Source organism: Psychrobacter sp. KFRI-CH2-11, from assembly GCF_038239325.1.
Taxonomy (GTDB): domain Bacteria; phylum Pseudomonadota; class Gammaproteobacteria; order Pseudomonadales; family Moraxellaceae; genus Psychrobacter; species Psychrobacter celer.
Genome location: NZ_CP151283.1, coordinates 1,037,481 through 1,049,827, shown reverse-complemented (window position 1 = coordinate 1,049,827; position 12,347 = coordinate 1,037,481). Strand labels below are relative to the sequence as shown.

Annotated in this window: 13 protein-coding genes and 1 other RNA gene; 5 read left to right on the top strand and 9 right to left on the bottom strand. The window is 45.5% G+C overall.

Annotated elements, in window-relative coordinates; translation table 11 throughout:
* Positions 1 to 37 precede the first annotated feature (37 nt).
* The 3 genes from AADH33_RS04375 to AADH33_RS04365 form a co-directional block, all read right to left on the bottom strand.
* Positions 38 to 319, bottom strand: a complete 282-nt coding sequence (locus AADH33_RS04375; protein ID WP_348549681.1) for a helix-turn-helix domain-containing protein — start codon at positions 317 to 319, stop codon at positions 38 to 40.
* A 4-nt stretch (positions 320 to 323) separates the two neighbouring features.
* Positions 324 to 620 carry a helix-turn-helix transcriptional regulator gene (locus AADH33_RS04370; protein ID WP_348549680.1) on the bottom strand — a complete coding sequence of 99 codons (297 nt, stop codon included), beginning with the start codon at positions 618 to 620 and terminating at the stop codon, positions 324 to 326.
* A 133-nt stretch (positions 621 to 753) separates the two neighbouring features.
* Positions 754 to 1,644: a hypothetical protein gene (locus tag AADH33_RS04365; protein WP_348549679.1), complete on the bottom strand. Its 891-nt coding sequence runs from the start codon at positions 1,642 to 1,644 to the stop codon at positions 754 to 756.
* A gap of 132 nt (positions 1,645 to 1,776) precedes the next feature.
* Here AADH33_RS04365 and AADH33_RS04360 point away from each other — a divergent pair, with 132 nt between their 5' ends.
* A complete protein-coding gene (locus tag AADH33_RS04360; protein ID WP_348549620.1) occupies positions 1,777 to 2,082 on the top strand; it encodes an IS630 transposase-related protein in 306 nt (101 codons plus the stop codon).
* Positions 2,057 to 2,620 carry a transposase gene (locus AADH33_RS04355; protein ID WP_348549678.1) on the top strand — a complete coding sequence of 188 codons (564 nt, stop codon included), beginning with the start codon at positions 2,057 to 2,059 and terminating at the stop codon, positions 2,618 to 2,620. The genes AADH33_RS04360 and AADH33_RS04355 overlap by 26 nt, the downstream gene beginning before the upstream one ends.
* A gap of 225 nt (positions 2,621 to 2,845) precedes the next feature.
* On the opposite strand, the gene AADH33_RS04350 is transcribed toward AADH33_RS04355, so the two are convergent.
* The 4 genes from AADH33_RS04350 to AADH33_RS04335 form a co-directional block, all read right to left on the bottom strand.
* The gene (locus tag AADH33_RS04350) at positions 2,846 to 3,904 is read right to left on the bottom strand and encodes a RelA/SpoT domain-containing protein (RefSeq protein WP_348549677.1); all 1,059 of its coding nucleotides are present in this window, start codon (positions 3,902 to 3,904) and stop codon (positions 2,846 to 2,848) included.
* Between the two features lie 57 nt (positions 3,905 to 3,961).
* Entirely contained in the window at positions 3,962 to 5,203 is a 1,242-nt protein-coding gene (locus AADH33_RS04345) for a tyrosine-type recombinase/integrase (protein WP_348549676.1), read from the bottom strand.
* 163 nt (positions 5,204 to 5,366) lie between these two features.
* Positions 5,367 to 5,725, bottom strand: a transfer-messenger RNA (tmRNA) gene (gene ssrA / locus AADH33_RS04340).
* Between the two features lie 85 nt (positions 5,726 to 5,810).
* A complete protein-coding gene (locus AADH33_RS04335; protein ID WP_348549675.1) occupies positions 5,811 to 6,482 on the bottom strand; it encodes an alpha/beta hydrolase in 672 nt (223 codons plus the stop codon).
* A 311-nt stretch (positions 6,483 to 6,793) separates the two neighbouring features.
* Between AADH33_RS04335 and AADH33_RS04330 the strand changes: the two genes are divergently transcribed.
* From AADH33_RS04330 to AADH33_RS04320, 3 genes are all read left to right on the top strand, one after another.
* On the top strand, positions 6,794 to 7,609 hold the full coding sequence (locus AADH33_RS04330) for a response regulator (protein WP_348549674.1): 816 nt from the start codon (positions 6,794 to 6,796) through the stop codon (positions 7,607 to 7,609).
* A gap of 46 nt (positions 7,610 to 7,655) precedes the next feature.
* On the top strand, positions 7,656 to 9,368 hold the full coding sequence (gene creC / locus AADH33_RS04325; protein WP_348549673.1) for a two-component system sensor histidine kinase CreC: 1,713 nt from the start codon (positions 7,656 to 7,658) through the stop codon (positions 9,366 to 9,368).
* A gap of 116 nt (positions 9,369 to 9,484) precedes the next feature.
* Positions 9,485 to 9,685, top strand: a complete 201-nt coding sequence (locus AADH33_RS04320; RefSeq protein ID WP_348549672.1) for a hypothetical protein — start codon at positions 9,485 to 9,487, stop codon at positions 9,683 to 9,685.
* 102 nt (positions 9,686 to 9,787) lie between these two features.
* Here AADH33_RS04320 and aroC read toward each other — a convergent pair whose 3' ends face one another.
* Both aroC and prmB read right to left on the bottom strand, forming a co-directional pair.
* Entirely contained in the window at positions 9,788 to 10,891 is a 1,104-nt protein-coding gene (gene aroC, locus AADH33_RS04315) for a chorismate synthase (protein ID WP_075101709.1), read from the bottom strand.
* 103 nt (positions 10,892 to 10,994) lie between these two features.
* Positions 10,995 to 12,170, bottom strand: a complete 1,176-nt coding sequence (gene prmB / locus AADH33_RS04310) for a 50S ribosomal protein L3 N(5)-glutamine methyltransferase (protein WP_348549671.1) — start codon at positions 12,168 to 12,170, stop codon at positions 10,995 to 10,997.
* Between the last annotated feature and the right edge of the window lie 177 nt (positions 12,171 to 12,347).

Here is a 12,347-nt window from a genome sequence, read left to right as displayed (position 1 = left end):
CTGGGGTGTCGATTGATATGCTAGGGTGGTTATTCATTTAGTTCACCTCGCTGTTAGATAGTTCGCTTTCAAGTAATGTTGCTTCATCAAGCCAGTAGAGGGCAAAACGCTTGTCATTGTGCGTGACCATCTCACTTTGAATAACCAACCCTGTTAGGCGCAAGTCATGTATGCGCTGTGCTAGGCATGTGATTTGATAAAGGCGGTATGCGTCCCATGTGCTGATAGTTGCCCCTGTCATCAGGTGCGCTCGTATGGTGTCGATTTGGGTCTTGGGTGCTTGCTCATGGGTCACTGGGGCGGTAGCGGTAGTAGTCATGGTTCTATACCTCGCTAGTGTTTGAGGTGTGAGAATTAAGCCATTCGTGAACCTCTGCATAGCTCCATGCTGTCATGGTAGGGCTTAGCTTCTTGCCAGCTGGGAAACGTCCATCTTTTGACCATTCAAACAAGGTGGTTTTGCTAAAAGGTAGGAACGGCAAAATGTCCTTTGCTCTGCCCATGCCAGTAGTAGGCAGTTGCATAGCTGGATTGTTTGCGGTGGTTGGTTCGGTATCGTGCGAGGTGTCACCAGTAAAGGGAATTACTGGCGCGCTTTGGGTGGCTTGTTGCTTGTCCATGTGTGTAGCTCCATGATATGCCGTAACGGTGTGCTACGGCTTACATGGTTGCTATAATAGGAAGTGCTTAAGTTACTAAGTAGATAGACATTCTAGCAATTAGGGGGTAATTCTAGAATTTTAGGGTCATTATTTACAAATACTTCGAGTTTTCATTACTTAGCTCAACATATATCTTATTTTTAATCTTTTCACGCTCAATAGTTTCATGCTTTTTATTACCGTAATCATTTTGAGCACACCTATCAATAATTGCTTGTGGTACTGGGTAAAAATCTTTCAGCCATTTATCAACTTGTGGCACTCTCAATTCAAGGCTGGGTAAAAGCTCAACTACCAGTTCAGCTACCTGTTTACGCATCAATAAATTAGTATTTTTGTCATAGCTCCATATCTTTTCAACTAAAGGAAATACAATGCCCTGCATATCAAAGGTGTATTTTTGAATAGGTGTTAATGTTAGTGGATATTCGGGTTTTACCAAGTGATCGTTATCTCTCTTAGTAATTAAATTTGATGTTTTTACGTTTTTAAAAAATTGCGCTAGGGCATCGCTATGTGTAGATGTTGAATTATAAGCTTTTTCTTGTGCATCTAAATATTCGTATATTTTCATCATAGCTTGTTTTTGTATGCCCTCTACTTCTTCCAATCTTATCTTCTTATTAACCTCTACTTTTATAATTTGATTACAAGCGATTATTTCATTTATTCTCTGTTGTGGTAAACCTGATACAAGATCGCCCGACCTAAAAACACTACCAATAGAACCTTGACTGATATAACAAAAGCCCTTACCCATAGCCTCATGAGCTGCATATTTCTCCTTGAAATTAATTTGCTGTAAAGCTTGCGATTGGAATATCTCTAATAATGAAAAATAATACTCTTTATATTTCTCACGGGTCGGATAAGGAAACCCCATTATTATGCAGAAATCTGATATTTTTCCTATATCGTTAAGGAAGGTTCGAGTAGTTTCACAGTCATTTTTATCATCACCTTTAGAACTGATATAACCCAAGTTCTTCTTATATATTACTGTGGTAGATGAAAATAGACTTAGATTTAAATAAGTTGTTATCTCTTCTATAGTCACCTGACCACAAAAGTGTTATACACTAAATCAACTAAACGATTACCACAATAAATAACCATGACTTACTCCCTAGATTATCGCAAACAAGTCTTAAAAAGCTTAGATGAGGGCATGACCTTTGCCGAAGCTGCTGTTTTCTATGATATCAGTCCAACGACCATCCAGAAGTGGAAAAAGCGTCTCCACAGTAAAACCACTCGAGACATTAAGCCCTACAAAATAGAGGATGAAGCCTTAGCTCAAGATGTTAAGGATTACCCTGACGATTACCATTATGAGCGAGCCCAGCGTTTCAGATGTAGCCCAACAGGTATTAGTAAAGCCTTAAAGCGTATTGGTGTTAGCAAAAAAAAAGACACTTGAGCATCCCAAAGCCTGTCCTGTGAAAAGAGCGACTTATCTGGCCAAGCTTAATCACTACATTGCTCAAGGCTTTGCTATTGTCTATATGGACGAGAGTGGCTTTGAGAGTGAAACGATGCGTCCCTTTGGTTATGCACCCATTGGTAGCCCTTGCATTGACCGTTATAACTGGCAAGCCAAAGATCGAACCAACGTCATTGGTGCACTATATGGCAAAACGCTGTTTGCACTCGATTGCTTAAAGAACAACATTAATAAAAAGGTTTTCTATCACTGGTGCAAGTTCACGCTGATACCAAAGCTTAAGAGAAAATGTGTGATCGTTATGGATAATGCGGCCTTTCATAAGCGCGTTCAAAAGCTGCTTAACAGGCATGGTCACAAGCTATTATTCTTACCACCTTATAGTCCTGACTTAAATCCCATCGAGAAGAAGTGGGCTCAAGTGAAGTTTCTACGCCAAGGCTGGATGGAAAATGACTTATCTAAATTGTTTTACGATATTCATCCAAATCATAACTCTTTTGTAGTGCAGTGACTATAAGTTTGACTGCTCAAAATCAATAAGAAGTTCTAGAAAATCACAAATGTTTATGTACTGAGCTTCCGTATCTTCCTTATATGCTTCCAAGCATTCCTTAGCTGTCATTAAACTCACACTCACACCCCTACACCCTTAAATCAAAATAGGTGCAAGGCAGTGACAGCATAAGGGTGTGAACGGCTGGCTTTCGGGTAATTAATCCTAGCCTTGCATAGTTGGTTATTTGCTCAATTTATGACAAATATTCTTTAGGTTTTTAATGAAGTCCTGTGTGTCTAAAAAGTAGTTTGGGTAAGCCTTTTTAATATCCTTTAAGTTACCTGCCGCTATCAGTACCACTTCTATATTAGGCGTATGCTGGGTCGCTATTTCACGCATTTTATACAAGCTTTCGGCAACATCTAACTGTGACTTGGTAAAGGGAATTAGGCTTACCGCTGGGCTGTCCTTACTGGTATCTAGCTCCATTAGGTGGTATTCATCACTTTTGCTGCTACTGGTTTCAATGTGCTTAGCCGTAACAAGCAACCCTTTAAGCTTGGCATATATCTGTAGTTCTTGCTCCAGTGTGATTAGCTCGTCTGCCAGCTCATCAATGCTTTTATTTGCCAACTCCTCAATGATGGGCTGTTTTTCATGGTGAGCAAATAAGGCGCTTGCCAGCTTAAAAAAATGCTTAAATTCTTCTGCACCCTCACCTGTTTTAAATGATGACTTTTCAACCAGTCCTAGCGTTTCAACGGCGGTTGCCCATGAATGTTGTAGCTTGGTTCTTATCTGTAGCTCAATGAATAAGCCGTCCAATTTGGGCATATTAGGGTTTTTATACTTAAAGACTTGGTGCAAGCTCCTATAACCATCAGTTTTGGGCAACTGAATGTAATCATAAGGCGGCAATAAGGCTTCGTGCTCAAAGCGTCCTTTGCTCTTTACAATGTCATTATGCAAGCGGTAAACGTCACTGACGGTCGGTAATACGATGCGTATGCCGCCTATATCCTGCATACGTGACAAGCTCATAGTAGGGAAGCGGGTAAGCTTACGCACGATAGAGGGGGCACGCTTAAGGCGCTGGGCAACAATGGGCGATTTAAAGCCTAGCCGTTTTACTTTGCTCCTAAGCATGGCTTGAAAGGTGTTAATAGGGTAGCTGTGTAATGACCGCCATTGCGACATGACCGCCATTGCTTGCTCAAACTCTTCAGGGGTAGCATCAGTATTGATTAATACTTTACCTGCCTTTTTTACCTTTTCACGGCTTGGTACGTCATGTGCCATAGTCTTAGCCCTCATATCTGATTTTTATCAGCATTATTCAGCGTTGTATAGTAGGTATCAGCCTAGCTTTTGTTTTGATTTTTTGAAGTCTGCACGGATCACGTTATCCATCTTGCCAGCGTAAGCATCATCAATGAAGTTTGCCCACTGGTGCATCATATTAATTCTATATGGCAAGTGCTGCGCCCCGTTATAGGCTGCACTTATCTTGTTTTCTCTATCGTGTGCCAATTGCAGCTCTATAGCTTCGTGCATGTATTCCTGTTCATGTAACGTGGTACTGGCTAAACCCCTAAAGCCGTGCCCCGTCATCTCACCTTTATAGCCCATATTCCATAAGGCATTAATAAATGCGTTTTGACTGTATGGCTTGCGGGTTGAGGTATTAAAGAAAACGTACTGATCCGAAAAACCTAGCTCTTTGATCTGCTCTAATATTGCTAGTGCTTGCGGTGCTAATGGCACAATATGCAAGCGCCCTGCTTTCATCTTGTCAGCTGGTATCGTCCATAAGCCGCGCTTAAAATCTATATCTTGCCATTCCATGAAGCGGATCTCATTGGTACGTACAAACGTATAGCATAAGAACCATAAGCCCAGCTTCACCAGTACATCACCACCATAAGCATCAATGTCTTTTAGTAGCTTAGGTAGTTGCTGGCTAGTGATACGGTGGTGATTGGTCGTTTTGTGTGGTTTGATCGCTTCGGCTAGGTCGGTGGCTGGGTTGTGTGTGGCTAGTCCATTGCGTATGGCGTGCTTAAATATCTGCCCTACTTCTCTAATGGTACGCCTTGCCATTTCATTAGCGCCCCTCGCTTCTACTGCTTTGCCAATAGCCAGTATGTCAGGCGCGGTTATGTCGTTGATGCTCTTATGACCAATAGAGGGCTTTACATCGCGCATATAGGCGGAATAGTTACGGCTAAAGGTACTTTGTGCTAGGTAGGTTTTGCGCTCTGCATACCATGACTGGGCTATGTTATCGAAAACATTTAAACCATTTTGACTGGCTTGCTGCTCTTTTTTATGGTCTTTTGGGTTCACACCATCGGCTATTAAGCGTTTTATCTCAATATTGCGTTGCCTTGCATCTTGCAAGCTCATGACTGGATAAGTGCCAATAGTGAGGGTTTGCTGTTTGCCTTGCCAGCGATAAGCGCTGATCCATGACTTCACGCCCGTATATCTAACCCATAGTTGCAGCCCGTTACCGTCACTATGCTTGTCAGGTCGCTTGCTCTCGATAGCCTTTGCGCTAGGTTGTAGCTTATTGATGACCGTATGAGTTAAGGGCATTTGACTATCCTTTGTTGGTATTGAAAGCATGTATAAACTCTAATACCAACAATAATACCAACATTCTATATAGGACGCTATACCCCTATATGATACTCAATACTTGAAAAACGCCCAAAATAAAGGGCTGACGGTCTATGACGGTCAGCCCTTTATCAATGTTTGGTGGAGATGGCGGGAGTTGAACCCGCGTCCGCCAGCATTACGCTCATGAATCTACATGTTTAGTTTCTGTCTTTGGTTTTAATCCGCACCGATCCGACAGTCAGGATGGATTGGACGATTCTCTACTTTTGAACCCAAGCGATTGAGACAATCACTTGTGGCGAACCTATATGCGGACGCTTCAACTGGGCTAACCAACTATAGGTAATCGGCAGCGCAGTAAGCAGGGTTTAAGCTGCTAGAGCGTAAGTTTCGTCGTTTGCGACTATAACAATATATGTTTGATTAACGAGAGGACATACACTCTCGACATGCATCATTGAGTTTCATCACCAGCGTCGAAGCCAGAACATCCCCAATAAGACTGACTATTATATAGGATTTATTGATGGTTTTTCAACCTATACATAACCCTTATTACATTACGTTACAGCGAATCATCTTAAGCCAAGACGGTGTTTAGCCATTTGCCGATGTTTTGAATCTGCGGCATACAGACTTGATGTGCCATCGGATAAGTATGATATTCAACATTGTAGCCTTTGCTCGCTAATAACTGCTGCGCCTGCTCGCCTAGCATCACGGGTACGACTGGATCATGCGTACCATGCTCAATCAAAATCGGTAGGTCTCTATTGGCAGCACTATACTCAATATTGTCATTGGTTGCTAAGTAGGTAGAGAGCGTCATCAGACCCGCCAAGCGCTCTGGATGACTGAGTGCCACATGATAAGCGACCGCCCCGCCCTGCGAAAACCCAGCGATAACGATATGTTCGGGTTTGACACCGCGCTCAATCTCACGAGCAATCAAATCGCGAATCTGCTGCGAGGATGTCTCAATTTGTGCCACATCAACCTTGCGCTCAAGACTCATCTCCAAAATATCGTACCAAGCCGGCATCACCATCCCACCATTGACCGTGACAGGACGCTTGGGCGCATGCGGAAAGATAAACCGTACTGCCATGTCGTCAGCCAGTCCGAGCTGCGGCACCACAGGCTCGAAGTCATGACCGCTGGCCCCCAAGCCATGTAGCCAAATGACCGCTCTGTCTATCTTTTTTTGTGCCGGATTGTGCTCGGCGGTGACCACTTCTAGATACTTACTCATTATCGCTAGTTTCCTTTTATAAAGCATAAAATATGCATCAAATATAGAACTGATATGGCGTTTGTATCGCCTTTATCCCTATTATTTCCATCAATTTTTCACAGTGTTTTGCACTGACTGACAAACTCCAGCCACGCTTTTGTGCTACGATAATTATAGACTCTGCTCCTACTGATACCGATTGCTGCAGAGCAAGTACGACTGATATCAAACACTGCGCTCACTACTGTATGACGCCTTATTTATATTTTTCAATCTCATATCACCACTGCCCTATATAGCAGGCACCCTTTAATAAAGATATTACATTTATGACTCATATTTTACTGGTAGAAGACGATCCGGCGATTGCTATGTCGCTCAAAGTTACTTGCAAGCGTGAGGGCTGGCAGATGACGTGGCTCGATAACGCCAGTAGTGTATTGCCGATGCTACACAGTAATGAGGCGCAAGATTTATCGGCTATTATTCTAGATGTTGGGCTGCCCGATGGTGATGGGCTTAGTCTCTGCCAGCAGATACGCCATACACCGGATATCGGCCGATTAAAAGATATCCCTGTGGTGTTTTTGACCGCACGTAGCGATGAGGTTGATCGTATCTTGGGACTAGAGATGGGCGGCGATGACTACTGCGCCAAGCCTTTTAGCCCTCGTGAGCTGGTCGCACGCCTAAAAGCCATTTGGCGTCGTGAGCAGCTGCTCTTTGAGCAATCAGCGGCCACGGCGACTGTTACTGAGGCGGCTGAGAACGCCAATCAGCATGTATCTGCCCTTTCATCTGGCAGCACTCCTGCTCACCATCTATCAGGGCAAGCCTTGAGCTTTGAGTGTCAATCTGGCATCTGGTATTACCAGCCGCTCAATTACTCTTTGATGTGGCAAGATACAAAACTGGAGCTGAGTAATACCGAGCGTAAGATTTTATTAACCTTATTACAAGCGCCCAACCAAGTCTTTAGCCGTGAGCAGCTGCTAAATGCAGTAAGCGACTATCCTGATCATCGCCTCGCGCGGACGATAGACAGTCATATCAAATCCATCCGTAAGCAGCTGGCGATCGTCGATCCTAGCCGCGATGTTATCTACACGCATCGCGGTTTGGGGTATGCCTTATGTCCAGCTTAGCTCATCCGCTATACTCAATTTATGATATTACTAAAGTGCTAAAGACATGAACGCTCCTGATAAGAGTCATCGTCCCCTTGACAAAACACCTGCCAATCAGAGCAATTGGTATGCCAAACTGCACCCCATTGGAACCGCGCAACAAACCCGCAGTCCGAAACGCCTGCTAAATTTGAGCATATTTTTTCGGATTTGGCTTGCAGTCGCATTGGTGCTAAGCATTTGCGGTGTGGTCGCTTTCACACAGCTGTTTGGCTACGTCAAACCCACCGCCCAACAAGTCATCGAAGACACGTTGCTAGATACCAGTAAACTGCTGGCTGCAACGCTGCAGCTGCCATTGGCATCAGGGCAATTGTACGATGATACTTATCAAGCCACCCTTGATGCGACGCTCAAGCATACCTCAGCCGCGAGCTCTACCCTCGAGCTTACCCAAGCGCACTCAAACAATAGCAACTCTCGCGTTTATGTAACAGACGCAAATGGCGTGGTCATATACGACTCTCTACCTGCCCCGCTCAATGCCGAAGGTCAGGACTATAGCCGCTGGAATGATGTGTACCTTACGCTGCAAGGGCGCTACGGCGCGAGGAGCACGGCAGATATCGATAGCACTCGTGGTAGCTCTATTATGTATGTCGCGCAGCCTATCATCGATAGCAGGGGTGCCGTGATTGGTGTCGTCAGTGTTGGCAAACCGGTCGATAGCGTGCTGCCCTATCTTGATAATACCCGCAATCGCATGCTCATCACCGCGCTGCTGATGAGCATTGCCGCTCTTATCCTCGCAGGACTGGTGGCATGGTGGCTCAAACAGAGCATTACTTTGGTCACGCATTACACCAATGCCTTAGCTGAAGACACCAAAAAACCCTATTTTTATTTCGGTCATGAGCTCAACAGCTTGACAGATACGATCGAATCTATGAAACATCGGTTAGAAAATCGCGCCTATGTCACCGACTATGTCCATACCCTGACTCACGAGCTCAAAAGCCCGCTAACCGCCATTCGTGCTAGTAGCGAGCTATTAGAAGATGAGCAACTAGATGCAGAAGATCGGCAGATGTTAAACCACTCGGTCGCTGAACAAAGCATCAAAATGCAGCAACTGATTGATCGTTTATTACTACTGGCCAAGGTCGAGCAACCTACCTTTAAGCTCAATCGGCAGCTGACAGCTCTACTGCCAGTATTGCAAACTCTCACAAAAAACAACAGCGCCAAACTACAACAGCAAAACCTACCACCTATCAAGATTTATAGTGAGGATAAATGCGTGACTGACTTGGTTATCACCGAGGCTCCACTACAGGCCGATTCGTTGACAAACCCGCATGTCTTTGCTGATCCGTTTTGGTTGGTACAAGCGCTACAAAATGTGTTAGATAATGCCATTTACTTTGCCAACACTGAGGTCATACTTGCTGTGTATAGCCACGCTCACGATAGTAGCGACAAAACCGTGACCATTGATATCTTTAATGATGGCAAACCACTGCCCGAATACGCCCTCTCTAAAGCGTTTGATCGCTATTTTAGTCTCTCGCATCAAAGCTCGCAGACAGCGCCTGATCAGGCTAATACAGCCCTTAAAAAAGGCACGGGTCTGGGCCTCACCTTAGTCAAGCAAGTGATCGAACACCATGGCGGTCATGTAAATATCAGTAATGTCGGCACAGAGCAAGCCTTTATTAGACATGACAAAAGCCCAAAAGCTGGTGTCAGCGTACGCATTACCTTACCGCTGGCTTAAAACACACCCGTTATACCAATTCATAGATTTTTCATCAGAACTGCACAGGATTTCTACTCGCTTGTCTTACGATGACGTGATACACATTCATCACTTATCTTAGGAGTAGAGACCGCATGTCACAGTTATTAATGCATCCGTCTATTGTCAAAAACTTAGTGGGGCAAAGCCGTCAGTGCTGTGCTCAGACTTTATCCGGCCAAGGGATAGATAGTATCGCGTTTGGTCATTGGCTTGCCATACCCAGTCAGCAGCTACTATTGATATTTCGGCATCAGCAGTGCGTGGCGATTGATACCTATCCGCTGGCAGCGTAACTGATTGACCACTCACAAAAAAGCCCTTTAGCATTTTTAGTCATGGCATACTAAAGACGCTAAAGGGCTGATACGCTAGATAACTGATGCTATCTCACGATATTACGTAATTGAGGAGACCGGCGGCTCGACATCGGCGTTTTGACCACGGTGGCGCAGATAATGATCGAGTAACACAATCGCTAGCATCGCCTCGGCGATCGGGGTGGCACGTACTCCAACGCAAGGATCATGACGACCTTTGGTCAGCATGTCGACAGCTTCGCCTTGGGTATTGATGCTCTTGCCAGCCGTGGTGATACTAGAAGTTGGCTTGAGGGCGATGCTCACGCGGATATCTTGTCCTGATGAAATACCGCCCAAAATACCACCAGCATGATTGGCCGTAAAACCCTCTGGCGTCAGCTCATCACGAGAGCGATGACCGAACTGCCCTGCTACCGCCATGCCATCGCCAATCTCCACCCCTTTGACCGCATTGATACTCATCATGGCATGAGCGATATCCGCATCCAGACGGTCAAATACCGGCTCGCCCAGACCCACAGGCACCCCACTGGCGATCACTTCTAGACGCGCGCCGCAGCTGCTTCCTTCGCGGCGCAGACTGTCTATCAAAGCCTCAAACCGACCAATAGCGTCTTTATCCGCCGTAAAAAACGGATTGCTATTGACAAACTCCCAATCAATTTGGCTAGTATCAGTGACGCTGCTATATTGATCGCCTATCTGCGTCACATGGCCACGGATTTGCACGCCCAAGCGATCTTGCAGGTATCTTTTGGCGATAGCCCCAGCCGCTACCCGCATCGCCGTCTCACGCGCTGACGAGCGACCGCCGCCGCGATAATCGCGAAAACCATACTTCATACTATATGTATAGTCGGCATGACCGGGGCGAAAGGTATCTTTGATATCGCTATAATCTTTGGATTTTTGATTGGTATTTCGAATCAGCAGCCCGATCGAAGTGCCAGTGGTCTTACCTTCAAAGACGCCCGAGATAATCTCGACTTCATCGGCCTCACGGCGCTGGGTTGAGTATTTAGAGGTGCCTGGCTTGCGGCGATCCAGATCTACCTGCAAATCCTCTGCCGACAGTGCCAAACCAGGTGGCACGCCATCGACAATGGCCATCAATCCAGCGCCATGTGACTCACCGCACGTCGTGACGGTAAAAACCTGCCCAATACTATTGCCTGCCATATCTGTCCTTAAATCCGTAAAATCTATTGCGCGCTATCCTGTTGAGGTATTGACGCATGGTCGCCGCTTTTATTTGTCATCTAACAGCACCGCCTACATACGACTACTGCGCGCTATCCAATAACTGCACATAAGCGGCAAACAGCTCGCGGTTTGCCACCAGCTCATCATAAGTCATGGCAAATACCCCATGACCACCACGAGCAAATTTTAACCAGTCAAAACTGATATCAGGATAGGCTTGTTTTAGCGCCCATTCACTATCGCCCACCTCGCAGACCAGCAAGCCTTCAGGACTTAAGTAATCTGGCGCTTCAAATAAGATACGATGTACCAAGTCCAAACCGTCTTGACCTGCCGCCAATGCATGCTCAGGCTCATATAAAAACTCAGGCGGCAAATCAGCCATGATGGCAGCATCGACGTATGGCGGGTTGGTAACGATCAGCTCGTATTGGTTTTCAGCAGGTATCTTGGCAAACAAATCTGATTCAATGACATTGATTTGATGACCAAGCTCATGATGATCAACGTTGACCATCGCCACCTCTAGCGCCCCTTTATCGATATCGACTGCATCGACCAGCGCATCGACAAAACGGGTCGCAAGCGCAATGGCAATACAGCCAGAGCCTGTACATAGGTCTAAGATACGCTCAGGCTGTGATAGCTGTTTGACGTCCAAACCATGGTCATAAAATACCGAGGTTTGCTCATTGACATCGACGCCGAGCGGTTTGGCCAGCTCATTGACCTCAAAGTACGGATGAAACTGCTGGCGAATCAGCTCGGCGATGGGCGAGCGCGGGATGAGCACGCGCTCATCGACATAAAACGGTAAATCACAAAAGTACGATAAGTTGATTAAGTAGCTCAACGGTTTTCGCTCAGCGATACGCTCTTCTAATAAGCTCAGCACCAGCTGTTTTTCTGAAGACGTCAGGCGACAATCGAGGATCTGCTCATTGGCCGACCAGTCCAAAGACAAAGAATGTAAGACGATAGCAGAGGCTTCGGCAAACTCATCCGTGGTGCCTTGAGCGACGACCACATCATAATTGCGCAGCTGGGTGACCGAAAAACGGATAAAATCACGAATACTCACAAGCTGCTCACGTGCTTCTGCAAGCTCAGCATGTAAATTGGCAAATTGCTCATGCTCACCGAGCAGACCGGTCTCTAAATCATACGCCATATCATCTTCTGCGACCTGCGCGCCCTCTTCATTGAAGTACTGATTTTGAAACGCTTCTGCGCTCATTGTTTGCTCTTCTGACATATCGCACCTTGCTGATTGCATGCTTACGGATAGCATGCGGATGGATTAAATCGCCTGATAATAAAAGCCGATCTACTAAATAAAAATCTCGTTTACCATTATAGACGCAAACCGTAACTTGCGCCAATACTTGCATTTATACTGTCACATTTATCTTTATTTCTATTTACTTTTATA